Source organism: Serratia sp. BNK-12, from assembly GCF_047456085.1.
GTDB lineage: Bacteria > Pseudomonadota > Gammaproteobacteria > Enterobacterales > Enterobacteriaceae > Serratia > Serratia liquefaciens.
In genome coordinates this window covers 2604974-2628470 of sequence record NZ_CP179896.1, presented here as the reverse complement: position 1 = coordinate 2628470, position 23497 = coordinate 2604974, and the positions used below count along the sequence as shown (strand labels likewise).

22 protein-coding genes are annotated in these 23497 nt (G+C 56.9%); 7 read left to right on the top strand and 15 right to left on the bottom strand.

Features of this window, described 5'->3' with window-relative positions:
- Positions 1-42: 42 nt before the first annotated feature.
- The 6 genes from ACMGG1_RS12055 to ACMGG1_RS12030 all read right to left on the bottom strand — a co-directional run bounded on the left by ACMGG1_RS12055 (position 43) and on the right by ACMGG1_RS12030 (position 6433).
- Positions 43-804, bottom strand: a complete 762-nt coding sequence (locus ACMGG1_RS12055) for an amino acid ABC transporter ATP-binding protein (protein ID WP_020826835.1) — start codon at positions 802-804, stop codon at positions 43-45.
- Positions 801-1718, bottom strand: coding sequence for an amino acid ABC transporter permease (locus ACMGG1_RS12050; protein WP_020826836.1), 918 nt, complete (start codon positions 1716-1718; stop codon positions 801-803). Before ACMGG1_RS12050 ends, ACMGG1_RS12055 begins: the two co-directional genes overlap by 4 nt.
- Positions 1715-2629 (bottom strand): ABC transporter substrate-binding protein, encoded by a 915-nt coding sequence (locus ACMGG1_RS12045; protein WP_020826837.1) that lies wholly within the window; start codon positions 2627-2629, stop codon positions 1715-1717. Before ACMGG1_RS12045 ends, ACMGG1_RS12050 begins: the two co-directional genes overlap by 4 nt.
- A gap of 16 nt (positions 2630-2645) precedes the next feature.
- Complete coding sequence (locus ACMGG1_RS12040) at positions 2646-3983, bottom strand: LLM class flavin-dependent oxidoreductase (RefSeq protein ID WP_116690503.1); 1338 nt, start codon at positions 3981-3983, stop codon at positions 2646-2648.
- A gap of 17 nt (positions 3984-4000) precedes the next feature.
- On the bottom strand, positions 4001-5320 hold the full coding sequence (locus ACMGG1_RS12035; RefSeq protein ID WP_414161435.1) for an MmgE/PrpD family protein: 1320 nt from the start codon (positions 5318-5320) through the stop codon (positions 4001-4003).
- 225 nt (positions 5321-5545) lie between these two features.
- A complete protein-coding gene (locus ACMGG1_RS12030; RefSeq protein ID WP_128864921.1) occupies positions 5546-6433 on the bottom strand; it encodes a LysR family transcriptional regulator in 888 nt (295 codons plus the stop codon).
- Positions 6434-6555: 122 nt separating this feature from the next.
- Here ACMGG1_RS12030 and ACMGG1_RS12025 point away from each other — a divergent pair, with 122 nt between their 5' ends.
- The gene (locus tag ACMGG1_RS12025; protein WP_201896414.1) at positions 6556-7725 is read left to right on the top strand and encodes a serine hydrolase domain-containing protein; all 1170 of its coding nucleotides are present in this window, start codon (positions 6556-6558) and stop codon (positions 7723-7725) included.
- Positions 7726-7727: 2 nt separating this feature from the next.
- Positions 7728-8915, top strand: coding sequence for an MFS transporter (locus ACMGG1_RS12020; protein WP_201896464.1), 1188 nt, complete (start codon positions 7728-7730; stop codon positions 8913-8915).
- On the opposite strand, the gene ACMGG1_RS12015 is transcribed toward ACMGG1_RS12020, so the two are convergent.
- Entirely contained in the window at positions 8896-9759 is an 864-nt protein-coding gene (locus ACMGG1_RS12015) for an alpha/beta hydrolase (protein ID WP_400826483.1), read from the bottom strand. The genes ACMGG1_RS12020 and ACMGG1_RS12015 overlap by 20 nt on opposite strands.
- Before the next feature lie 187 nt (positions 9760-9946).
- Here ACMGG1_RS12015 and ACMGG1_RS12010 point away from each other — a divergent pair, with 187 nt between their 5' ends.
- The gene (locus ACMGG1_RS12010) at positions 9947-11383 is read left to right on the top strand and encodes an MFS transporter (RefSeq protein ID WP_201896412.1); all 1437 of its coding nucleotides are present in this window, start codon (positions 9947-9949) and stop codon (positions 11381-11383) included.
- Here the strand turns inward: ACMGG1_RS12010 and ACMGG1_RS12005 are convergent.
- From ACMGG1_RS12005 to ACMGG1_RS11995, 3 genes are all read right to left on the bottom strand, one after another.
- Positions 11362-11763 carry a VOC family protein gene (locus ACMGG1_RS12005; protein WP_020826842.1) on the bottom strand — a complete coding sequence of 134 codons (402 nt, stop codon included), beginning with the start codon at positions 11761-11763 and terminating at the stop codon, positions 11362-11364. The genes ACMGG1_RS12010 and ACMGG1_RS12005 overlap by 22 nt on opposite strands.
- An 83-nt stretch (positions 11764-11846) precedes the next feature.
- Entirely contained in the window at positions 11847-13094 is a 1248-nt protein-coding gene (locus tag ACMGG1_RS12000; protein ID WP_020826843.1) for an LVIVD repeat-containing protein, read from the bottom strand.
- A 9-nt stretch (positions 13095-13103) separates the two neighbouring features.
- A complete protein-coding gene (locus ACMGG1_RS11995; RefSeq protein WP_020826844.1) occupies positions 13104-14177 on the bottom strand; it encodes a sugar ABC transporter substrate-binding protein in 1074 nt (357 codons plus the stop codon).
- A gap of 223 nt (positions 14178-14400) precedes the next feature.
- Here ACMGG1_RS11995 and ACMGG1_RS11990 point away from each other — a divergent pair, with 223 nt between their 5' ends.
- Positions 14401-15489 (top strand): oxidoreductase, encoded by a 1089-nt coding sequence (locus ACMGG1_RS11990; RefSeq protein ID WP_262244186.1) that lies wholly within the window; start codon positions 14401-14403, stop codon positions 15487-15489.
- Positions 15490-15525: 36 nt separating this feature from the next.
- On the opposite strand, the gene ACMGG1_RS11985 is transcribed toward ACMGG1_RS11990, so the two are convergent.
- From ACMGG1_RS11985 to ACMGG1_RS11970, 4 genes are all read right to left on the bottom strand, one after another.
- Positions 15526-15720: a ribbon-helix-helix protein, CopG family gene (locus ACMGG1_RS11985; protein ID WP_012145111.1), complete on the bottom strand. Its 195-nt coding sequence runs from the start codon at positions 15718-15720 to the stop codon at positions 15526-15528.
- A 56-nt stretch (positions 15721-15776) separates the two neighbouring features.
- Complete coding sequence (locus ACMGG1_RS11980) at positions 15777-16565, bottom strand: spermidine synthase (RefSeq protein ID WP_020826846.1); 789 nt, start codon at positions 16563-16565, stop codon at positions 15777-15779.
- A gap of 37 nt (positions 16566-16602) precedes the next feature.
- Positions 16603-17058 (bottom strand): 3-hydroxyacyl-ACP dehydratase FabZ, encoded by a 456-nt coding sequence (fabZ, locus tag ACMGG1_RS11975; protein WP_020826847.1) that lies wholly within the window; start codon positions 17056-17058, stop codon positions 16603-16605.
- 240 nt (positions 17059-17298) lie between these two features.
- Positions 17299-17793 (bottom strand): TIGR00645 family protein, encoded by a 495-nt coding sequence (locus ACMGG1_RS11970; RefSeq protein ID WP_041414553.1) that lies wholly within the window; start codon positions 17791-17793, stop codon positions 17299-17301.
- 310 nt (positions 17794-18103) lie between these two features.
- Between ACMGG1_RS11970 and ACMGG1_RS11965 the strand changes: the two genes are divergently transcribed.
- From ACMGG1_RS11965 to ACMGG1_RS11955, 3 genes are all read left to right on the top strand, one after another.
- Positions 18104-19564 (top strand): serralysin family metalloprotease, encoded by a 1461-nt coding sequence (locus ACMGG1_RS11965; RefSeq protein WP_061069158.1) that lies wholly within the window; start codon positions 18104-18106, stop codon positions 19562-19564.
- A gap of 319 nt (positions 19565-19883) precedes the next feature.
- Entirely contained in the window at positions 19884-22241 is a 2358-nt protein-coding gene (locus ACMGG1_RS11960; protein ID WP_414161434.1) for a TonB-dependent receptor domain-containing protein, read from the top strand.
- Between the two features lie 95 nt (positions 22242-22336).
- A complete protein-coding gene (locus ACMGG1_RS11955; protein WP_128864913.1) occupies positions 22337-23155 on the top strand; it encodes a heme/hemin ABC transporter substrate-binding protein in 819 nt (272 codons plus the stop codon).
- Here ACMGG1_RS11955 and ACMGG1_RS11950 read toward each other — a convergent pair.
- Positions 23152-23445, bottom strand: coding sequence for a SelT/SelW/SelH family protein (locus ACMGG1_RS11950; protein ID WP_048758976.1), 294 nt, complete (start codon positions 23443-23445; stop codon positions 23152-23154). The two genes, ACMGG1_RS11955 and ACMGG1_RS11950, sit on opposite strands and share 4 nt — an antisense overlap.
- Positions 23446-23497: the final 52 nt, after the last annotated feature.

Sequence of the window (23497 nt, the reverse complement as noted above, 5' to 3'; positions counted from 1 at the left end):
CTGAAATAATGTTCGAGGGGCGCAATGCCCCCCGATGCAGGTTTAAAGTACCGTTGCCAGGAAATCACGCGTTCTTTGATGTACCGGCTCATCCAGCACCTGTTTTGCCGTCCCCGTTTCTACCACTTTCCCTTGATCCATAAAGATGATTTGGTCCGCCACTTCGCGGGCAAAACCGATTTCATGCGTCACCACCACCATAGTCATGCCAGAGTGCGCCAGGCCTTTCATCACCTGCAGCACTTCGCCAACCAATTCGGGATCGAGCGCAGAAGTGGGCTCATCGAACAGTAGCACCTCTGGGGTCATCGCCAGGGCGCGGGCGATCGCCACTCGCTGTTGCTGTCCACCAGAAAGCTCGCGTGGCCAGGCGTGAATGCGATGTTCCAGCCCGACGCGGGCCAGCAGCGCTTTTGCCCGTTCCACCACCAGACTTTTCTTTTCCTTTTTGACCAGCAGCGGAGCTTCAGTGACGTTCTCCAGCACTGTGCGGTGCGGGAATAAATTGAACTGTTGGAACACCATACCGATGCTTTTACGCTGTTCGGCCACTTCGCGTTCCTTCAGTTCATACAGCTGGTTGCCTTTTTGACGGTAACCGATGAGTTGCTCGCCCACCCGAATGGTTCCACCGTCGAGTTTTTCCAGGTGATTGATGCAGCGCAGCAAGGTCGACTTCCCCGAACCGGAAGGGCCGAGGATCACCGTTACCGAGCCTGCCGGGATCTGCAGGCTGATATTTTTCAACACTTCGGTGCCGGAAAATGACTTGCGCACCTGGTTGATCTGAATGGCGGCGCTCATGATTGTGCCTCCTGTGACGGACTGGATGCGGCTTTGCGGGGACGGAACAGCCAGTTGCTGCGCACCGCCTGGCTACCTCGACCAAAATAGCGCTCAACATAGTACTGGCCGATCGACAAAATCGAGGTCATCACCAGATACCACAACGTGGCAACCAACAGCAGCGGGATCACCTCATAGGTGCGCTGATAGATGATCTGCGCCGAATAGAGCACGTCCTGCAGGGCGATCACCGACACCACCGCGGTGGTTTTAAGCTGCCCGATCACCTCATTGCCGGCAGGGGGCAAAATGGTGCGCATGGCCTGCGGCAAAACTACGCGCCACAGGATTTGTCCACGGCGATACCCCAAGGCCTTGGCGGCCTCCAGCTGGCCACTGCCGACGCTTTGGATACCGGCGCGTACAATCTCCGCCGCATAAGCCGACTGATGCATCACCAGGGCGATCACCGCCGCGCTGAAGGTACTGATGATGGTGTTGGTCGGAGCGCTGGCCACTTCACCCAGGAAGGGGATCCACAGACTGATGCGCGGGTAAAGCGCGGCGATGTTGTACCACAGGAAAAGCTGCACCAGCATCGGCACCGCGCGGAAGAACCAGGTATAAAACCAGCTCACCGCCACCAGCACCGGGTTGGCCGACAGACGCATCAACGCCAGCAGCACGCCCCCGGCGAAGCCGAAGATCACCGAAATCACGGTGAGCTTCAGCGTCATGATCACGCCATTGATAATCGACGCTTCGGTAAAGTTTTCAGCCACCACCGCCCATTCGAAGCGCGGGTTATGCAGCATCGAATTGGCGATAATGCCGACGATCAGCAGCACCAACAGGGCGCTGAACCAGCGCCCATAATGCCGATGACCGACGATGCGCAGTTCGGCATCACCGGTCGCTTGTGGCCCATTCATTTTGCAATCTCTTCATTGATGCCAGCGGTTTTCACCGCGCCGAAGCCGATATCCCAACCGTCGAGGATTTTCTGGTAGCTGCCGTCTGCAATCAGCGAGTTAAGCGCCGCCTGCACCGGTTTCACCAGGTCGGAACCTTTCGGCAAGGCGATGGCGACCGTGGTGCCTTCAATGTTGATGTCGCCTGCCAGCGCCAGCGGTTTAACGTGGGTAGCCTGATAACGCAGGCCTTCATACGGACCAAAGAACATCGGCACGCGTCCGCTGATTACGGCCTGAACACCGGCCGGACGGTCGGGGAAAATCGGAATGGTGATCGCCGGTTTTCCGCCGCTGACGCAGCTGTCGCTGGCCTGCTGCAAGCGGGTAATTTGTGAAGTGCCCGCCCCGGCGCCGACGGTTTGTCCACAAAGCTGCGCCAGCTCGGTGTAAGGGCCGAGGGCGGCATCTTTACGGGCGATCAGCGCCAGCTTGGATGCGTTGTAATAGCCGACAAAATCGACCTGTTGGAAGCGCTTCTTGTTTGCGTCGATATTGGCCAGGGCAACGTCATAACGGCCGGATTTCAGGCCGGGGATGATATTGTCGAAGCCGCCGGTATCCTTCCAGTGGATTGCCACGCCGAGGCGATCGGCGATGGCGCTCATCACGTCGATTTCACGCCCGGCCAGCGTTTTGTTGTCCGCTTCATAGAAGGTGGTCGGGGGCGTATTGGGGTTGGTGCCCGCCACGATGTAACCGGCTTTTTTTATTGCTTCCGGCAGGCTGTCGTGCAGTGCGGGATCGGCGTTGGCTTTTACCGCGGCGCGGAAGGGCACATCGCCTTCAGCGGCATAACCGACGGCCAGCGGAGCCAAGGTAGCGCCAGCCAGCAGCAGGGAGAGTACGGTGCGTTTGAGGTTGGTTTTCATCATGTTCCCCTGCGAATTAAGCCGATTTTACGTTAGCGAAGTTGATTGCCGGTTGCGGCAGGCCCAGGTTTTCACGCAGGGTTGAATACTGATATTCCTCGCGGAACAGGCCGCGACGGCGTAGCTCCGGGATCACCAGTTCGACGAACAGTTCCAACTGATTCGGCAATACCGCAGGCATGATGTTAAAGCCGTCGGCACCTTGCTGTTCCAGCCAAAGCTGGAAGTCATCGGCGATCTCTTCGGCGGTTCCCACCACCACGCGATGCCCGCGCGAACCGGCAGCAACCGCCGCCAGTTCACGCAGCGTCAGGTTTTCGCGTGCCGCAAGATCGGTCAGCAGCTTCACCCGGCTTTGGCCGCCTTCGGTCGCGCCGACGTCCGGTACCGGGCCATCGAGCGGGAAGCCGCTAAGATCGAAGCCGAAGCGGGCGGAAAGCTGTTCGATGCCGTTATCGATATCCACCAGTTGATTGAGCTGATACCAGGTTTCCTGCGCCTCGGCTTTGGTGCGTCCCACGATCGGCATCACGCCCGGCAGGATCAGCAGGTGATCCGGGTTGCGGCCGGCATCGGCGACAAATTTCTTCTGGCTGCGATAGAAGGCCTGGCCTTCTTCCAGCGTGGCGGCGGCGGTAAACACCACCTCGGCGGTTTCTGCGGCCAGCTGTTGTCCGGCCGGCGAAGAACCGGCTTCGATGATCACCGGGCGCCCCTGTGGCGAACGGGCAATGTTCAGTGGGCCTTGCACCGAGAAGTGCTTGCCTTGATGGTTGGCCGCGTGGATTTTCTCGTCAATGGCATACACGCCACTTTGCTTGTCACGTACGATAGCCCCTTCCTCCCAGCCGTCCCACAGCTTGTAGCTGGCTTCGAGAAACTCTCGTGCCACTTCATAACGCTCGGCGTGCGAAGGCAGATCGTCACGGCTGAAGTTACGTGCCGCGTCACTGGAGAATGACGTCACCACGTTCCAGGCGGCGCGGCCGTGGCTGATGTGATCGATAGAGGCCATGGCGCGCGCCAGGTGGAAAGGCTGGTCGAAGGTGGTGGAGGCGGTGGCCGCCAGGCCGATGTGTCGAGTTCTGACCGCCAGCGCCGCCAGCAGCGTCAGCGGCTCCAGGCGGGACAGGGTGGAAGGCAGACGGTGCACGCTGGTCGCCAGCGCATCGCCGACGAAGAACATATCAAAGGTGCCTTCTTCGGCCTTTTGGGCGATCCAGGTGAACCAGTCAATGTCCGTAGGCGAGCCGCTGGCCCCTTCGGCACGCCAGCCGCCGACGTGATGGCCCAGAGCCTGAACAAACAGGCCGAGACGTAATTGACGCGATGGTGTTGAAGGTGAAGTACTCATAATTATTCCTATATTTATTATTGGTTTAATAATTCGATTAAACGGCTCAGCGCGGCGGGCTGCGTTAGCGCGCAGTCCTCGATCACGCGGTCACCGTTCAAATGCGGCAGCAATAGCAGGATGCTGCGCAGTTTCGCACCGACGTCGGTCTGTCGGGCGGCGGTTTGCTTTCTTGTGACGATGTCACTTAATTGACGGCCGTCGTGCAGCGTTAGCGTGACGCGGTGGAAGCGTAACTCCGCATCCAGCTCGTCTGGCGGTGCCGTCAGGTCGGCATGGCGTTCAACCCGTGCCGCCAGGGCTGAAATATTTGGGTCAACGGGGGCCTCACCGTAGTGCATTAGCGGCACGCTGCCGCTGTACAACGCATCGGCGATGACGTATTCCAGGCTAAAACGCGCCTCAACGCCGTTTGACGGGCGGCGAATATAGGGAGCGGTATCGGCACCGGGTGGAAAACTGACCTGGATCTTGGCGATGGCAGCGGGAATATCCTCGACGGTAATGCCTTGTTCGAGCAGGCGTTCGCGCAGGATAAATGCGGCCTCCGCAGCGCTGTGGGTACCGCCGCAGGTGGGATAGCGTTTAAATTCCAGCCCCGGTTGCAGGATACGCCACGGCGCCCCCCAATCGGCCGTCAACAATTCGGGCCGCTGCCGTCCGTCGCCATGCGAGCTCAACAGGCTGTCTATCACGCCTTCCGGCTGCCCGGCAAAACCCAGTTGCGCCAGCAGCACGGCATTGACTGCCGCCCGAGCGGCGATCCCTGCGTGCAACGGCTTGGCGGCTGACCCGAACTGACTGCGCAGCCCAGCGGCCTGGGTGGCCGCCAGCCCAAGGGCGATCTGCGTTTGGTGCAGCGTGAGGTGGAAATAGCGTGCCGCCGCCGCAGTGGCGGCTACGGCGCCAAGGGTGGCAGTGCTGTGAAATCCCAACTGATAGTGCTGAGTACCGGCAGCCAGCCCCAGTCGGCCGGCTGCCTCTACGCCAATGACATAGGCGGCCAGTAGCGCGTCAACGTCTGGGTTATCGTCGGTCAATGCCAACAGCGCAGAGAGCACCACCGTGCTGGGGTGCCCGCGCAGCGCGGGGTGATAATCGTCAAAATCCAGCGAATGGCTGATATAGCCGAAATAGAGCGCACGGTTCTCGGCACTGGCAGGCGGGAACACTTTTTTTACCGCTGCCAGGCCGCTGTCGGTGAGTACGCCCTGGGCGATCGGCAACGCGCAGGCAAAATAATCTATCAGCCCCAGGCGGGCGGCCGACAGGGCTGATGCTTCGGGCCGGCTATCCAGCACCAAATGGGCAAATTGAGCGGTTATGAGCGATGACAAGATATAAAACCTGATTTTTTATGCGGTTATGCGCCGGCCTGCGATTCAGATTTCATTGTGTGGCGATTTCATTAGCCCCGAAAGAACGAACGGAAATTTCATATTTCAAAATGGAATATGGTAGATGCCGATCCCGGCAATAAAGCTGGCTCAATACCGCGGGGCATCTGGCTTAGTCATTTTAAGGCAAAGCAAAGTCGCCATTTGGCTTAAGAAAAAAGGGCGCTAAAGCGGGAAAAGTTGTTCACTCAGCAGATCGATAAACACCCGCAGTCGGGGCGTCAGGTGCTTGCTGGAGGGCCAGAGAATTTTAAAGCTGCCAGTGTGCCGGCAATGCGCACCGAGCAGTTGCTGAAGACGTTGCTCAGCCAGCGACTGCTTTACCGCAAAGTCAGGCAGGCAGGCAATGCCCTGGCCCTGTTCTGCCAAATAGATCAGCGTATCGACGCTGTTGCACACTGCGCTTGCATGCAGACCGTCGCCGAGCATTTTATCCCAGTCCATTACCGGCCAGGCTTCGACTTTGCCGGTGGTGGGGAATTTGTACAGCAAGCAGGCGTGCTGACGCAGATCGTCCGGGCATTGTGGTGTGCCGGCCTGACGCAAATAGGCGGGCGAAGCGACCAGTTGCAGATGAAAACTGCCCAGTTGGCGGCTCATTAATCTTGAGTCTTCCGTTTCCCCAACGCGGATCACCGCGTCGAATCCTTCCTCGATTACCTCAACACGACGGTCGGAAAAGTCCAGTTCAAGTTCAATTTCGGGATATCGACGAATAAACGTCGCCAGCACCGGGTTGAGCAGTCCGCCGACCAGGGGCAAGCTGACGCGAAGTTTGCCACGCGGGGCGCTGCGAGTGTCGCTGAGTTCCTGTTCCGCCGCCGCCATTTCTCCGAGGATCCGCTGGCAACGCTGCAAGAAAAGCCGACCTTCGGCCGTCAAAGTCATGCTGCGGGTACTGCGATGGAACAATCGCACGCCCAGACGGGCCTCCAAACGGGCAACGCTTTTACCGATTGCCGAAGCGGATACGCCCAACAGGCGTCCGGCCTCGACAAAACTGAGCGCTTCTGCCGCCTGAACGAAGGCGGAGACCCCGGCCAGATTATCCATTCGCGCCCCCTATTGCGGACGTTAATGTCCGTTATGAAGGGAAATCTAGCCTGTTTTTCTTCTTTTCGCCACAACCTATCCTCGGGGTTGACAGAATTCGCTGTCAACCTGAGGTATGACCAATGAATAAATACAAACTTGATGCCAAGGCTATTGATAAGGCCATCGATCTGGCGCTGGAACAAAAACGGCTGGTGGGTGCAGTGGTGTTGGTGGCGTTGGGCGGCGAGCAGGTCTATCGTCGTGCGGCCGGTATGGCGGATCGAGAGGCGGGCAAACCGATGCGCATCGATGCGCTGTTTCGCTTGGCTTCGGTCTCCAAACCGATCCTGTCCACGGCGGCGCTGGTGCTGATGGCTCAAGGGCGTTTACGGCTTGAAGACCCGGTGGTGCGCTGGCTGCCGTCGTTCCGGCCGCGTACGCCGGACGGCCAGCAACCCATAGTGACCGTACGTCATCTGATGACCCATACCGCTGGGCTGAGTTACCGCTTTTTCCAACCTGAGCATGGATCCTATGCGCAGGCGGGAGTTTCCGACGGTATGGATGACGATCCGCTCAGCCTGGCGGAAAATGTGCGTCGTATTGCCTCGGCTCCTCTGCAAGCAGCACCAGGAACCGAATGGCGCTACTCGATTGCCACCGATGTGCTGGGTGCGGTGATTGAACAAGCCAGTGGTTTGCCGTTGGCACAAGCGGTGGCACATCTGGTGACCGGACCGATAGCGATGCGAGATACCGGGTTCAGTACCCACGATGCGCAGCGGCTGACAGTGGCTTACGCTAACCATTACCCCGAGCCCCGGCCTCTGCAACAACCGGATCGCATCGAGTTTATTGACGGCACCGACGGTTTTAAGCTTTCACCTGCCAGGGCGCTGGATGCCAGCGCCTATGCGTCAGGCGGGGCCGGCATGGTAGGTTCAGCTGAAGATTTTCTGCGTTTGCTGGAAACCCTGCGTCGGGGCGGCGCACCATTGCTGCCCGAAGAGTGGGTAACGGCCATGACCAGCAACCAGATCGGCGATTTGCCGATGCCATTCTGGCCGGGGCGCGGTTTTGGGCTGGGGATCACCGTATTGAAAGATCCGCGGGCGGCCCAGACGCCGGAATCGGTAGGTACCTGGCGTATGGGCGGGACGTACGGCCATTCCTGGTTTGTCGATCCGGCCCGGCAGCTCAGCGTAGTGGCTTTTACCAATACCGCGCTGGAAGGGATGGCGGGAGCATTTGTCGGGGAACTCTGCCAGGCGGTATATGACGGATTACCGCTTCTCGCAGGAGACCAATGATGATGAAAATCCTGTCTCCGATTTTTTTCATTGCCCTGGGGCTGTTCGGTGTGTACTGCATCGAATTTGGCGTGGTGGGCATATTACCGCTGATCATGGAACGTTACGCAATTTCAGCCTCGCAGGCAGGGTGGCTGGTGGGGGTTTTCGCGATAACGATTGCTTTGCTGGGGCCACTGTTGGTGCTGTTGGCCTCACGGTTAAACCGTAAGCGCATGCTGCTGATTTCACTGGCCGTATTTGTCGTGACCAGTGTGCTCTCGGCTTATGCGGCCAGTTTCGGCTCTCTGCTGCTGTTGCGCATTTTGCCAGCGCTGTTCCACCCGATATATTTCGCGCTGGCGATGGTGGCGGCGGCTTCGTTGTATCCCCAACAGCAGGTGACGCGGGCGACGGCTTATGCTTTTGTCGGCACCAGTATGGGCATGGTGTTGGGGATCCCCTTGACGCATTGGATCGCCAGGCAGTTCAGCTATGAGGCCTCTTTCCTGTTTTGTGCCCTGGTTAACCTGCTGGCGGGTATCGGCTTATTTTTCTGCCTGCCTGATAGTGCCCCCCAGCGAATGGGATATGGCAAGCAGTTGGCAATATTGCGCAGCGGTGCGCTGTGGCTGAATATTCTTGCCTGTGTGCTGATCTTCGCTGCGATGTTTTCCGTTTATGCCTATGCCACCGAATACCTGAGTGGTGAAATCGGCATCAGTGGACCAAGGGTTGGCTTGCTACTGGTGATTTTTGGCTTGGGCGGCGTGTCCGGCAATCTGCTGGCGGGGAAATTGCTGAACCGTCACCGGTTCACGGCCACCTTATTGCACCCAGTGGTGCTGGCACTGGCTTATGGGTTGCTGTATCTGTACGGCAGCACCCATCTGGGCACGATGATCGTTCTTTGCCTGTTTTGGGGGGCGGCGCATACCAGCGGTTTGATAGTGACACAAATGTGGCTGACGGCCGAAGCGCCGCAGGCACCGGAATTCGCCACCGGGCTGTATATTGCCTTTATCAATCTGGGGGTGGCGTTGGGTTCGGTGGTCAGCGGCGGCTTTATTGATGCCGTGGGGCTGCAGGGCATCATGCTCTCCGGTGGGGGGTTCGCGGCGCTGGCGACGGTGACGATCGCGTTTAAAATCAGGCTCTACCCTCGAATCGGCGCCGCAGTGACTCACGGCGTCACTCAATCATTGCCATAACGCGTTGGAACAGGATGCTGTCGGGGTTGGCCAACTCGTTAACCAGCGTGAAATGGTTGTTGTGCCGATCTTCCAGCAGCGCCACATTCAGCCCTTTTTCTCGGCAGGCGGCGAAGTAAGCCAGCGTCTGGTTTCTGAACCCCTGGGTTTCTTTGGCGCCGACGTCGAGCAGGATCTGCGGCGCATGCGCCTTTTCCGGCAGCATAAACAGCGGGCTGAGGGTTGCCGCCTGCTCAGGCGTCAGGCGCATCCAGTCATTGATGTAGATATCGCACAGCGGTCGTATGTCGTACAGGCCGCTCAGCGCCAGCGCCCCTTTGATCACGTTGACGGGCACCTGATACAGGTGCTGCCAGTCATCGGCAATCAGCATGCCACACAGGTGGCCGCCGGCCGAGCTGCCGCTGACGAAGATGCGTTCTGGGTCGATGCCGTACTGGCCGGCGTGGTGGTAAAGCCAGGCTATTGCGCTACGAACCTCGCGGACGATCTCTGCCAGCGTGGCTTCAGGTTGCAAGGTGTATTCCAACGTAGCGACCGCTACGCCATGCTGGGTGAAATTTGCCGCCATCGAACAGGCTTCTTCCTTACGCTGGGAGTGCCAATAACCGCCGTGAATAAACACCAACAGCGGGGAAGGCTGGCGGGCTGCAGGGAACAAGTCCAGGCGCTCGGCGACGCCCATCCCGTAGTGGATATCGTAAATCCCCGGCGTCTGCGCTTTGGCCTGCGCGGCCAGTTGTTCATATTGCGCCATACAGGCGTCAAAATCCTCTACCGAGGCACGGGCGTTGTACTGCACGGCGCGCATCGACAGATCGTCAAACAGCAGGTCGATTTTCATTATCTATCTCTCCTTGAGGGGGTGCCCTCATCATCTACCTGAAGCCGTTTAGACGTTTGCTTCTTAATGCGGGTACAGGTCCGCCGTGACATGGCGCCTGGTGCACTAATAAACTGCATTTGCTGCGCCTTCCGCCTGTTCTCTGGACGGCATAGGCTACTGACAGGTTCTTTCAGGAGTCAGCAACATGAAGTCAATAACCCAACACGCCAGCCCGCCAGTCAATTTGCGTGGGATCCTTGCCAGCCTTTGTTTATCGATGCTGGTTTCCTCGCTGGGCGCCAGCATTGCCAACGTGGGCTTGCCGACGCTGGCGCAGGCGTTCAACAGCTCTTTTCAGGCGGTACAATGGGTCGTTATCGTCTACCTGCTGGCCGTTACCACGTCGATTATTGCCATGGGCCGCTTGGGGGACAGGATGGGGCGCCGCCGCCTGTTGCTGACGGGGATTGCTCTGTTCACCCTGGCGTCCGGATTGTGTGCTATTGCGCCGGACATCTGGCTATTGTTGGCGGCGCGCGTTGCTCAAGGTTTGGGAGCGGCCGTCATGATGGCAATGACCATGGCTCTGGTTGGTGAGACGGTGGGTAAAGAAAATACCGGCCGTGCCATGGGATTGCTGGGCAGCATGTCGGCCATTGGCACGGCGCTTGGCCCTTCGCTGGGGGGCGCACTGATATTGGGTTTCGGCTGGCGGGCGATATTTCTGGTCAACATACCGGTGGGCGTAGTGGCTTTTCTGCTGGTTTATTGCTCCCTGCCGCAGGAACAGCGGCAACGGCAAAAAGAACGCGGTCGGTTTGACTGGGCAGGGACCTTACTGCTTGGGGTGACGCTGGCCTGCTATGCGCTGTCGATGACGTTGGGACGCGGTGACTTTGGCGTCGTTAACCTGACGTTGTTGTTGGGCGCGGCGCTGGGGATGGGGTTATTTGTCCGGTTGCAAAAGCGCACGGCGCTTCCCCTGATCCAGTTGGCGTTGTTCCGCCAACCGGGTCTGAGCGTCGGGTTGGCGATGAGTGCGCTGGTCATGACCATCATGATGACGACGCTGGTGGTAGGGCCATTTTATCTGACGCATGGGCTGGGTTTGGCGGTTGGGCAAGCGGGACTGGCGATGTCGGCGGGGCCGATAGTGGCCGCGTTGCTCGGGGTACCGGCCGGTCGGTGGGTGGATCGCTTCGGGGCGCAAAGGATCACTTTGATGGGGCTGACGACCATGGCTGTTGGGGCAGGCATCATGTCGATGATGTCGCTGAATCAGGGCGTGTTCGGCTACGTGGCACCGCTGTGCCTGATGACGCTGGGTTATGCGCTCTTTCAGGTCGCCAACAATACGGCCTTGATGAAGCATGCCGCCCCCGAGCAGCGTGGGGTGATCTCGGGCATGATCAACCTCTCGCGCAACCTTGGGTTGATCACCGGCGCTTCGGCCATGGGGGCGTTATTTATGCTGGCAACCCACACCGGCGATATCAAGTTGGCTTCGTCGCACGCCGTTGCAAATGGCATGCAGATAACCTACCTGGTCGCCGGTGCGCTGGCGGCGTTTGCGCTGGTGATGGCTGCCAGAAACGGTGGCGTCCGCCCGCACGAGGATGATTACAGCAGGTCGCCCCGGTAGGCGATATGAATTTTGTTGCCGTCCGGATCGCGTAGATAAGCGCCAAAATATCCCTTGCCGTAATGGGTCCGCTCGCCGGCTTCACCTTCCGATGTGCCGCCCGCAGCCAGCCCGGCGGCATAAGCTTGCCGAACCTGTTGTTCATTCTGGGCGGTGAACGCCACCATACTGCCGTTACCGGCACTGGCCGGCTGTCGGTTATAAGGTTGGTAGGCGTAAAAACGCGGCAATGTCCGGTCAGGCAATACCCAGCAACGAGCCCCGGGGCCGCCATCGGGCGTGACCGGGCGTTGCTTGAGTCCCAGTGGCAGCAAAATCGCATCGTAAAATGCAGCGGCTTTGTCCAGATCGCTGACGCCTACGGTGATATGACTAAACATAGTTTCCCTTATTTGTCCCTGCTTACACGTTGCCTCACTTTAGGCCTGATAGCCCAAAAAATAAACAACGCGGCGCTGGATTTTCAGCCCAGATATTCAATGATCGACAAACCGCCGTTGTAATCCGTGCTGTAAATGATCCCCTGAGCGTCGACAAATACGTCGCACGACTGAATAACCTGCGGACGATCGGGGCGTGTGTCCATCATCCTCTGCGGCGCAGCGGGAACCAAAGCGCCGGTTTCCTTCGGTTGATAAGGGTTGCTGATGTCGTAAGCGCGTACGCCGGCATTTTGGTAAGTGGCGAAAATCAGCGTCGAACTGATAAAGCTGCCCGGACGGTTCTCATGCAGATTATGGGGGCCGAAGTGTGCGCCTTTGCTGACGTAATCGCGTTCATCCGGCTGTGGGAAGGTCGCGATGCTCACCGGGTTGGTCGGTTGGCGAATATCAAACAGCCAGATCAACTTTTCGCCGTCCTGCTGGTTGTCGAGCACCGCCTCATCCAACACTACCAGCAGGTCCCGATCAGGTAGCGGCAGTGCGGTGTGGGTGCCGCCGCCAAACGGCGGGCTCCAGTTGCGATGGGCAATTAACTGCGGTTGACTGCGGTCCTTGATATCCAACAGGGTTAGCCCCCCGTCGCGCCAACTGGCATAGGCGGTATCGCCGCTGATGATCGCATGGTGCAAAGCGTAGCGCTTGCCCTCCGGCCAGTTGGGCGTTTCACCCCCGGCGCTGTGCATACCCGGTAGCCACCAACGCCCGGCGATTTGCGGATGACAAGGGTCGGCCAGATCGACGGTCAAAAAAATGTAGTCGCTGTAGCCGTCGATCAGCGCCGAAACGTAAGCCCAGCGCCCGCCCACGTACCAGATGCGGTGTACGCCGATCCCTTCCAGCGCCAGAAAACCAATCTCCCGTGGCCGGTCCGGGGCGGAAATATCGAAAATACGCATCCCGGCGCTCCAGCCGCGGAGATCGCTGCTCGATACCGTCTGGCTGATGGCGCGGGTGTAATAGACTTTTTCATCGGCAAAGCGGACGTCGGCAAATAAATCCCGGGCGTTAATCACCAGCAGCAAATCGTCATGCGCCTGTAAATGCACATTCCAGGTGCCGGGTGGCGCAGGGACAAAGCCGGCGGGTTTCGGATCCTTCGCATCGCGTACGTCGACGATGGAAAAGCCCTGCGAAACCATGTGGCCGATATAGGCATAGCCCCGATGAACCATCACCTGTACGCCGTCCGGCCTGCCGCCCTGATCGCTGTGACCGATCAGCCGCATATTGCGGCTGTATTCGGGCTGCACAAGGGGTTGCGTTGCCATCATCGCTCCTTATTTCTTAGCCTGTTGCGCTTCAAGCGTGGCGAACCAAGGAGCGATGAAATCGTCTGATTTACCCCAGTTCGGGATCACTTTCGCCAGCGAGGCGACGTTGGTGGCCGCCGGATGGCTGAGCAGCAGGGCCTGCGGGATTGCCGCAGCTTTAAATTCATAGGTTGCAGGGGTTTTCTCGCCGCCAATTTTATTGGCCACCAGGCGCAGGTTAACGGCGCCGATCAGCTTGGGATCCACCGCCACGCTGAGCTTCCAGGCGCTGTCTTTAGCGCGCATCAGCGCCAGATCCTGGTTGGAGATATCGATACTGTAGAGTTTGATTTCGGTACGGCCATTCTCCTGCAAGGCCTTGTAGGCCCCCTGGCTAAACGCATCCCAGGTACCCCAAATGGCATCGATTTTGCCTTTTGGGTATTTGGCCAGGATCGCGCCAATTTTGTTGGCCGTATCGCCCTGAACGTCGGAGGACACCGCACCGATGGATTCCAGCTCTTTGATGCCGGGCTGTTGTTTAAGCAGTTTCTGGTACTGCGCCTGACGTCGCTCCATGGGCGGGAACCCCGCGACCCATAGCTTGATGATATTCGCCTGACCGTTGAAATCTTTTACCAGTTGGCCAAACGAAAGATCGGTCAACGAAGCGTCGTCCTGCTGGGTAATGGTCACGCCCGGAATTTCGCCCTGCACGGCGGTATCAAAGGCGGCCACCGCGATGCCGCTGTCGGCGATGCGTTTGAGCAGGGCGGTTGAGTAAGGATCGCGCCCCTGAGACAGAATAATGCCGTCGTACTTTTGGCTAATGGCCTGATTGACGAAGTCCTGGAATTTGGCGTCGTCGCCGTTGGTCAGGAAGGTATTGACCTGAAAGCCGAGTTTGCGGCCTTCCTGCACCGCCCCGGATACGAACTGCGTGGTATTGTCGTCAGAACCCAAATTGCGGATCACCGCAATGCGGATCGGCCCCTGATGATTCGCTATCGCTGCCGGGATTGGGGCGGCAGTGGGGGCGGATAGTGCCGGAAACACGGCGAACAGGCTGAGCGCCAGAAGTGAGGTGTTGAACAATTTCATTGAGTTTTACCCTGCATGGTTAAGCATCATTAAAAAGCGAGAGGACAATTCATCGTCACCATTGGGATGGCTTTTTATTGAAAGGATGAATTGAGGCAGCCAGTTTCCATGGCCGACCGGCGGATGACAATGAACGAAAAAACATAAGCTAATGCAAAAGAGTATTAGTGATTGGCGTCCTCACCCCTATGATGGCAATAGCTGATAAAATAAGGACTTGAGCATGAGTGATAACTCCATCCGCGTGGTCGTCGGCCCCGCCAACTATTTTGCATTCCCCGGAGCCATTGACCAACTGGCGCAGTTTTATTCCCCGCAACAGCTGAGCAAGGCGCTCTGGGTGTACGGTGAGCGCGCATTGGCGGCGGCAAAACCCTGGTTACCGGCGGTATTCGACGACGCCGATGCTCGTCGGGTGCTGTTTAACAGCCACTGCAGTGAGAGCACCGTGCAGGATATCGTGCGCCAGGCCGGCGCGGATCGGCAGGTGGTGATCGGCGTTGGCGGCGGTGCAGTATTGGACACGGCCAAAGTGGTGGCCCGTCGCTTAGGGCTGCCGCTGGTGGCGATCCCGACCATTGCCGCCACCTGTGCCGCCTGGACGCCGCTCTCGGTGTGGTACAACGACCAGGGGCAAGCATTGCGCTATGAGATTTTCAATGATGCCAACCATCTGGTGTTGGTCGAGCCGGAAATTATCCTGCGTGCTCCAAAGGAGTACTTGCTGGCTGGGATCGGCGACACCCTGGCGAAATGGTATGAAGCGGTGGTGCTGAGCCCGCAGCCGGAACGTTTGCCGCTAACCGTACAACTGGGCCTCAATACCGCACTGACGCTGCGCGACGTATTGCTCAACCAAAGCGAGGCGGCGTTGCAGGCACAGGCGCAAGGACAATTGAGTCAGGACTTCCTTAATGTGCTGGAGGCGATTATCGCCGGTGGTGGTTTGGTGGGGGGACTGGGCGATCGCTATACCCGCATCGCCGCTGCGCATTCGGTGCATAACGGGTTGACCGCGCTACCGCAAACCGATGCCTTCTTGCATGGCACCAAGGTGGCGTACGGCATTCTGGTGCAGAGCGCACTGCTGGGGCAACCGGAAACCGTGGCGCAACTGATTGCGCTTTACCGGCGATTGGATTTACCGGTCAGTCTGGCAGCGCTGCAGGTGGATATCCACGATGAAGCGCAAATTAAACGGCTGATCGAACGCACCCTGCAGCAGGGCGAGTCGATTCACCTGCTGCCGATCACGATCAACGATTCCAGCTTGCGCGCTGCGCTTAGCTTTGTGGAGTCACAGCATCGTTGAGGGGTACGGATGGCGCTGGGTGTGCGTCATCTGACGTCAGGCGTTGTCCACCCGAGGATTGGAGTGGGTCGGCTGGCTGGGATACTCCACCTGGTGCTTGTGCAGATAGTCACGTATCAACTGACGGATCACCTGAGAGGGGGTCACGTCCTGTTGCAGACAGAGTTCTTCCAGGGCTTTTTTCTTGTCTGGGTCGATGAGGACGGTCAGACGCGCCGTTTTCTTTTCCATGGTGATTGCTCCAGAGGATGATAATCAAATGATAATAGCAGGGCGGCAATACCGCCTCAGCTAAAGTGCAGCCGTTCAATTTTGCGTGACAGGTAGCGAAGATCGCAGCTAAAGCTTGGCCCGACCTCAGCGGAAAGGCGGCGCAGCAGGCTGAGTGGCGTTTCGGTATTGGCAAGCGCAGCGTAGATAATCACGTTGCCGCTGGGTGCCACGCAGTACAGAACCGTGTTAAACACCCGGTGTAAGCTGTGATACAGCAGTGAGCCCTCATCCGGCACTTCATGGTAGTTCAGTACTAACCAGCCCGGATCCGAAAGCCGCTCGGCGCACTGCGCCAAAAAGGCCTGTGTGCCCTGTTGCGGATCCATGGTAAAGGCGCTGTAGAGGTCGGAAAAAATCAGGTCATAGCGCCGCTGGGCGGGGGCTTGCAAGAAATCCGCGGCATCGGCGATGTGCATCGTGATGTTATGTACGGCAGGTAAAGTGAAGTATCGGCGGGCGACGGATACCACCGCCTGGCGCAATTCCACCACTTCCAACAGCATATTGGCATCATAGGCGTGCAGCGCCCGCACCAGGCCACCGCCGCCCAGCCCCAGGATCAGTGCCGAGGCGGGGGGCTGCCAGGCGACTGCCATCAGCATGGTTTTGATGTAGTTATGAACCGGCACCTGCGGCGCGCTGATACACATTTTGCTCTGTTCGCAGATACCGTCAAAACGCAGGGTGCGGTAACCCTTGTGATCGGAGACGATAATTTCGCCGCAGTGATCCAACTCCCGTGCAATCACCTGACCGCGAGGGGAGAAATCCAGGCTATTTAGCAGCTTATCAACCAATGACATAGTAGTTTCGTCGAGCCTCCATCCTAAAAAGGCAGCCTTACTTACGGGCGCACATAAATTCTGCGGTACAGATCCTGCGGCCATTGACCGACGCACGGCCAGAGAATCGGGCAATGCCGGAGCGCTGTCGGACAAATGTCACTTCCATACAGAGTTGGTCACCGGGCCGTGCCGAACGATAGAAACGGGCGCGATGGATGGCCGCAAAATAGTAATGCTCGCCTGGCAGCAACGGGCTGAGAAAATAATGTGCCAACAGACCGGTGGTCTGCGCCAACGCTTCCACCATCAATACGCCGGGAAACACCGTCATCTGATGATGGCCGGTCCAGAATGTCGGTTCGTTGGCGGTGATATTTTTGATGGCGCTAAGGCGGCCTTCGGCAATGCAAGTGCCGGCAGGCAGGATGCGGTCAACCAGCAGACAGGGAAAACGGTGTGGCAGGATAGATTGAACATCCTGGTACTGCAGTGGATTACCATTTAGCGGCATGTGTGTTTCGGATCCTGTCAGCGGGCAAAGCTCAGCTTGCGTGGGCCTCTGTGCCGGTCGAAGTGTAATGACATTATAATGTTATTATCATCAGATGCACCAAATGAAAGCCTTCTGGGTTGAAAAACAGCGAATAACGTCAGCCGATTTGAGCGCCAGTAATTACAACTTGTTGAAGATATTGCGTGTTTCGAGGGGGAGGAAGTTAGCCGCCAGCAGGAGAGCGGCGGCTAAGGGGGATCAGTTTTTGTAGCGCGTCAGCTTATCGAGGTAGCCCATCACAAAAGCCGAAAGGACAAAGGTCAGGTGGATGATCACATACCACATCAGCTTGTTGTCCGGCACGTTTTTGGCGTCCATAAACACCCGCAGCAGGTGAATGGAGGAAATGGCGACAATTGAAGCGGCCACCTTGTTCTTTAGAGAGGTGGCATCCATCTTGCCCAGCCAGCTCAGTTTCTCTTTGTTTTCGCTGATATCCAGCTGCGAAACAAAATTTTCATAGCCCGAGAACATCACCATCACCAGCAGGCCGCCAACCAGCGCCATATCGACCAGCGAGAGCAGCGTCAGAACCAGATCCGCTTCGGCTATGGAGAAAATGTTCGGCAGAACATGGAATATCTCCTGGAAAAATTTAATCGACAGCGCCAGCAAGGCCAGGGACAGGCCGAAGTAAACCGGGGCAAGTAGCCAACGGGAGGCATACATGGCATTTTCTAGAAAGCGTTCCATAGTCATCTGAGTTCGTTACAAAAAGTGGGATACAGTATAACGCAAGAGGCCCGTCAAAAGGCAAGAGAGCCCGCGAGGATTGAAAGGGGATTTCGCCGGGATGAGGGAATGCCATGCGAAAGAAATAAGCCCCTTTAATCACTGCGTGTTTTTAAGCTATTTACTCCGCAAAAAAATATTTTATCAATATATATTGAGCTATCCGAAAATCAGACTAGCCTTTAAATGCTGCATGATGACATTGCAGTGGGTTTTTATATCGCGAGCGAATTATATATAACGGAAATGAATTAACCTAATGGAGATGGATATGGATAATTCCCTAAATGGAAAAACCAACGGTTGGGATAGTGTTAATGATTTGCTGAATTACCATAATAGAGGCAATGGTTTAACCATTAATAATAAGCCTTCTTTTGATATAGCAGCGGCAGGCAAGCAAATAGCGCGCAGTGAACAAACCTGGAATGGAACTCACGTCATCGGCCAAGGCGCCACCGTCACTTACTCCTTCCCGGATTGGGATTATAATCAGAGCAATTTAAATGGTCGCTTTGCCAGCCAAGACACCGGCCTTAGCGCCTTTACCGCCGATCAAAAAGCACAGGCCAAGCTTTCCCTGCAGTCTTGGGCCGATGTGGCGAACCTTAATTTCGTCGAGGTAGCCCCAGGGCAAAAGTCCAACATTACCTTTGGTAATTATGAGGGCGACGGTCAGGCTTATGCGATTAAACCTTTTACCGGCGCAGGTACGGATTATCGCGGGCATAATACCGACGGTCAAAGCTGGTTCAATATTAATTACGACTATGCAGATCCCCGTGATGGTGTTTATGCCAATTTACATCCTGAATTGGGCAACTATGGCCGCCTGAGCATCACCCATGAATTGGGGCACACTTTGGGGTTGGATCACCCAGGGGTTTACAATGCCGGACAAAGCCCGAGTTATGCCAAGGCTACCTACGCCGAAGATACTCGCCAGTTCAGCGTGATGAGCTATTGGGATGAATCTGTCACCGGCGGCGATCACGGCGGTTATTATTCCGCGGCTCCGCTGGTCGATGATATTGCTGCCATTCAGTATTTATATGGTGCCAATACCACCACGCGCACCGGTGACACGGTATATGGATTCAACTCTAATTCCGGCAGAGATTTCTACACCGCGACGGACAGCAGCCAGAAACTGATTTTCTCCGTCTGGGACGCGGGCGGTAACGACACCCTTGATTTCTCAGGGTACTCGCAAGACCAGCGTATTAATCTGACCGAAGGCTCGTTCTCTGACGTTGGCGGGTTGAAGGGCAATATTTCCATCGCCGTAGGCGCTGTCATCGAAAACGCCATTGGCGGTTCGGGGAATGATGTCATTGTCGGCAACGACGCCGCCAATATTCTTCAGGGCGGCGCGGGGAACGACGTTATTTACGGTGGCGGTGGGCAGGATCAGTTATCCGGTGGCAGCGGCAGTGATATTTTTGTTTTCTCCGCCGTGAGCGATTCACCGTTCAAATCGCCGGATAAGATCCTAGACTTTGAAACCGGTATCGACAAGATTGACCTCTCTTTCTTTAATCAGGGCGATAACGGTACCGACTTTATTCATTTCGTTGACAGCTTCAGCGGTCAGGCAGGTGAGGCCACGTTGACGTATAATTCACAAAGTGATTTTAGTGAATTGGCATTGAATATAAGTGGTCATGCGACACCGGACTTCCTGGTGAATATCGTAGGCCAGGCAAATACCGCCACTGATTTTATTGTTTAATTCTGTCACGGTGGGCTATGCCCACCGTTTTATTACGGTTTTATTCCCCTGCGCCCCACAATGTCTCTTCGCCACGTCGGCTGCCGTCGCCGCTTTGTAAGGATTTCGTAAGCGGTTTGGAAGTATCTCATCAATGTATTTAATAAGGTTATAACGACGTTGCTTATGGTAAGCATTGTCATTATTATCAATTTACTGAGTCTGCGAAGAAAGACCTTTATTTTAGCATTATTAATTTCCTTTAATCTCTTTAACTCGGTTAAACCCGATTGGCGAAGCAACTGCGAGCGAATACTAATAATTAATGCAGGGCTAACACATGTGCAGAACTTTTAATTGCCGGGGAATTATCGGGCATTCCGCCTTATGGGGTGCGTTAATCGCCAGTGCCTTTAACGCCAATGCGGAAGTTAAGAAAACATCATTAGAAAAGACCACGCAAAGTGAAGAAGAAATAACGGTAGTGGCGCCGGTTATTGAAAACAAATCGGGGACAATCACCACTATTACCGCGCAAGACATGCAGAAAAAAGGGGGCAATGATTTCGGCTCGATTATGCGCTACGAACCCTTGATCAGTGCCACCGGTGTCAGCGGGGGCTCATCATCGGGGAAAAGCGGTTTCGATCGCAGCGGGTATACAGGTTATAACATCCGTGGCCTGGAGAGCAATCGCGTCGGATTGGACGTCGACGGCATTCCACAGCCTGATGCCACCGGACGCAGCTACGTCAGCCGCGCCGGGCTCAATACCTTTGGCATCGGCAGGGACTATATCGACCCTTACATGTACGGCCAGGTGGAGATCGAATCGGGCGCAACCTCGATTGAACGCAGTAATACCTCTATTGGCGGTGCCGTTTCGTTTTTACCGAAATCAGCCGATCAGTACCTTTCCCCCACCAAACAGACCTACTTTGGTTACCAGAGCGATTACGATTCATCCAATCGCAGCTGGCACAATGGCATTACCGCCGCTGCGGGCGATGAACAACTGCGCGGGGTGTTTGTTTACAGTCGCCGTGACGGCCAGGAAACGCGCAATAACAGCGGCACCCACCAGGCCTATCCGGCCAACTGGCACACCAATGCGCTGATGGCCTCCGGTATCTGGCAACCGAACGACGAACACAAACTCACGGGCACGGTGGATTACTATGACAAAACCAACCACACCCATTACGACAGTTGGAACTCGGCCGGCAGCGCCATTCTGGGGACCGCCCAACAGCAAAGCAATACGCGCCGTTGGGGAGTGAGCCTGAAAGATGAATGGACACCGTACAACGATTTTGTCGATACCCTGACCTCAAAAGTCTATTACCAACAGACTCAGGCGCATGACAACACCTATATGCCCACCAGCACTGGCAGCATGGAACGGGTTTATTCCGACTACAACGTCAACACCTATGGTTTTGAAACCCAGATAGCCAAAACATGGGGACGGCACACGCTGAGCGGGGGACTCAATGCAAGGTTGACCGATACCGAGCGACCGTTCCGTGAAGAGCCTGCACCCAGTGCATTTACCGCCATCATGCAGCCGGAGTCCGACAGTCGCAGCTATGTGCTGGGCGGTTATGTGCAGGACAGGATCCAGTTTGATCTCGACGGGCACGGCTTTGCGGTGGTGCCGGGCGTGCGCGTGGCTCACCAAAGCACCAAGCCGCAGAATCTGAGCAGCCTGACTACCGGCAGCACGGTGCTGACGGAGTCCGAGTTGGAAACGCTGTACGGCAAAAGCAACACCGATACCCAGGTCCTGCCGTCACTCAGCTTCCAGTACAATCTGACGCCGACGTTGATGACTTATCTCCAGTACAAACGCGGTGCGCAGTTCCCGAACGCCAGCCAACTTTATGGCTCATGGAACCTCGGCTCCAGCTACGCAGGCACCGCGCAGTATGCGTTGATCGGTAACGCCGATCTGAATACCGAGACCAGCAATAACCTGGAATGGGGCGTGAAGGGAGAGGTTGTCGAAGGTGTGACCCTGCGCACCTCGCTGTTCTACAACACCTATAAAAACTTCATTGCCTATACCCGCTACCAGCGCGCCAGCAGTCCGGACAAGTTTGCTAACGTGCCGTCCAATATCTACACCATTTATCAGGCAGAAAACCGCGACAAGGCCTACATCTACGGGGGTGAAATCAGCACCCGGCTGAATTTTGGCACCTGGTTTGAGCAGGTTAACGGCCTGAGCGCCAACTTTGCCCTGGGGTATAACCAGGGCAAGTCCAAGTCCAGTTACTCCGGCGATAAATATGTCGATATCGACAGCGTTGGGCCAATGAAGGCCATTGTCGGCGTGGCGTGGGACGATCCGGCAAAACGCTACGGCGCTGCGGTGACGGCGACCTTCGTTAAAGGCAAGCAGGCAACGGCCACCAACCGTGAAAGCTACAACAACGCCAGCGGCAGTACGCTCACTGACGCAACCACGGAATATTTGCGCGTGCCGGGTTATGGCCTGGTGGATATGTCCGCGTACTGGCAGGTGGCCCGCAATGTGAAGCTGAGTGGCGGTGTGTATAACATCACCGACAGAAAATACCGTGACTACCTGAGCAGCCGCGAACTCACGGACTCGACTCAACAGGATGCTTACGATAATGCGTTGGCCGTTATGCCGGGAAGAACTTTCCAGTTAGGCGTAAACGTGGATTTCTAAGCTCATCCGGTGGATGAACCCATAACGTTCCTTATGCCGCCCTTCGCCAGTGAAAGGCGGCTTGGTCATCCATCGCCCGTTGAAGGAGACACCCCATGAAACTGTGGATTATCGGTTTGCTGGCACTGCCGTTTTCGCTCTGCGCCACCGAACGCGTGATCTCGATTGGCGGAGACGTCACGGAGATTGTTTATGCGCTTGGCGCCCAGCAAGCGTTGGTCGCACGCGACAGCACCAGCCTGCAACCGCCGCAAGCCACGGAGCTGCCCAATGTCGGTTATATGCGACAGCTCAATGCCGAAGGGATGCTGGCGATGAAACCCACGCTGGTGATCGCCAGCATGCTGTCACAACCCTCGTTGGCGTTGCAGCAGGTCGAACAGGCCGGGGTAAAAGTCGTCACCGTGACAGGCAAACCCGAACTGAACGCGATCGACGAAAAAATAACCGCGATCGCCGCTATCCTGGGCCGCGAAAAAGAAGGGAAAGCCCTGCAGGCAGCGTTGGATCGCCAGCTCGCCGCGGTGCCGACGAACCCTCTGCCGGTCAGGGTGCTGTTTATCATGGCGCACACTGGGATCACGGCCATGGGGGCCGGCAGCGACACCGCCGCCGATGGCGCCATTCGCAGCGCCGGGCTGCAAAATGCCATGGGCGGCGTAGCACGTTATCAATCGTTAACCCAGGAGGGCCTGGTGGCCGCTGCGCCCCAACTGCTGGTGATAGGCAAAGGCAGTTTGCGACGGATGGGCGGTGAGGCGAATATCTGGGCGCTGCCGGGATTGGCTTTTACCCCGGCGGGTCAACAACGGCGCCTGTTGGTGATTGATGATAATGCGCTGCTGAGTTTTGGCCTGGCCATGCCGGCGGCCATTGGCCAACTGCGTCAGGCGGCTCAAGCCGTAACCCCTTAAGCTTTCGTGCCTTTATTGTCTACGTGCCCTAATGAGCGCTCGGGGAAACAACGATCGCGCAAGCGCTGTTTCAATGCCGCCGCATCCGGAAAGCCGCCCTCGATTTTACGATCCCAAAGTACCACGCCGTCGACGGTGATTTCATAAATGCCGCCGGTACCGGGTACCAGGGTGACGGCGGCTAAATCGGTGCTGAAGGTGTGGAGCAACTCTTGCGCCATCCACGCCGCACGCAGCAGCCAGTTGCATTGCGAACAATAGTGAATGGTGACGGCAGGGGATGTTTTCATGGGCAGAACCATAGCGGCGAGAGAGAGCCTGCATCATCGAACGCCGCCGTCG

Coding starts and splice junctions, on each gene's coding strand:
- ACMGG1_RS11955 (WP_128864913.1), top strand. CDS start 22,337: ATGAAACTGTGGATTATCGGTTTGCTGGCACTGCCGTTTTCGCTCTGC.
- ACMGG1_RS12000 (WP_020826843.1), bottom strand. CDS start 13,094: ATGGCAACGCAACCCCTTGTGCAGCCCGAATACAGCCGCAATATGCGG.
- ACMGG1_RS11980 (WP_020826846.1), bottom strand. CDS start 16,565: ATGTCATTGGTTGATAAGCTGCTAAATAGCCTGGATTTCTCCCCTCGC.
- ACMGG1_RS12045 (WP_020826837.1), bottom strand. CDS start 2,629: ATGAAAACCAACCTCAAACGCACCGTACTCTCCCTGCTGCTGGCTGGC.
- ACMGG1_RS11960 (WP_414161434.1), top strand. CDS start 19,884: ATGTGCAGAACTTTTAATTGCCGGGGAATTATCGGGCATTCCGCCTTA.
- ACMGG1_RS12015 (WP_400826483.1), bottom strand. CDS start 9,759: ATGAAAATCGACCTGCTGTTTGACGATCTGTCGATGCGCGCCGTGCAG.
- ACMGG1_RS11995 (WP_020826844.1), bottom strand. CDS start 14,177: ATGAAATTGTTCAACACCTCACTTCTGGCGCTCAGCCTGTTCGCCGTG.
- ACMGG1_RS11990 (WP_262244186.1), top strand. CDS start 14,401: ATGAGTGATAACTCCATCCGCGTGGTCGTCGGCCCCGCCAACTATTTT.
- ACMGG1_RS12005 (WP_020826842.1), bottom strand. CDS start 11,763: ATGTTTAGTCATATCACCGTAGGCGTCAGCGATCTGGACAAAGCCGCT.
- ACMGG1_RS12050 (WP_020826836.1), bottom strand. CDS start 1,718: ATGAATGGGCCACAAGCGACCGGTGATGCCGAACTGCGCATCGTCGGT.
- ACMGG1_RS11970 (WP_041414553.1), bottom strand. CDS start 17,793: ATGGAACGCTTTCTAGAAAATGCCATGTATGCCTCCCGTTGGCTACTT.
- ACMGG1_RS12025 (WP_201896414.1), top strand. CDS start 6,556: ATGAATAAATACAAACTTGATGCCAAGGCTATTGATAAGGCCATCGAT.
- ACMGG1_RS12040 (WP_116690503.1), bottom strand. CDS start 3,983: ATGAGTACTTCACCTTCAACACCATCGCGTCAATTACGTCTCGGCCTG.
- ACMGG1_RS12020 (WP_201896464.1), top strand. CDS start 7,728: ATGAAAATCCTGTCTCCGATTTTTTTCATTGCCCTGGGGCTGTTCGGT.
- ACMGG1_RS12055 (WP_020826835.1), bottom strand. CDS start 804: ATGAGCGCCGCCATTCAGATCAACCAGGTGCGCAAGTCATTTTCCGGC.
- fabZ (WP_020826847.1), bottom strand. CDS start 17,058: ATGCCGCTAAATGGTAATCCACTGCAGTACCAGGATGTTCAATCTATC.
- ACMGG1_RS11965 (WP_061069158.1), top strand. CDS start 18,104: ATGGATAATTCCCTAAATGGAAAAACCAACGGTTGGGATAGTGTTAAT.
- ACMGG1_RS11950 (WP_048758976.1), bottom strand. CDS start 23,445: ATGAAAACATCCCCTGCCGTCACCATTCACTATTGTTCGCAATGCAAC.
- ACMGG1_RS12030 (WP_128864921.1), bottom strand. CDS start 6,433: ATGGATAATCTGGCCGGGGTCTCCGCCTTCGTTCAGGCGGCAGAAGCG.
- ACMGG1_RS11985 (WP_012145111.1), bottom strand. CDS start 15,720: ATGGAAAAGAAAACGGCGCGTCTGACCGTCCTCATCGACCCAGACAAG.
- ACMGG1_RS12010 (WP_201896412.1), top strand. CDS start 9,947: ATGAAGTCAATAACCCAACACGCCAGCCCGCCAGTCAATTTGCGTGGG.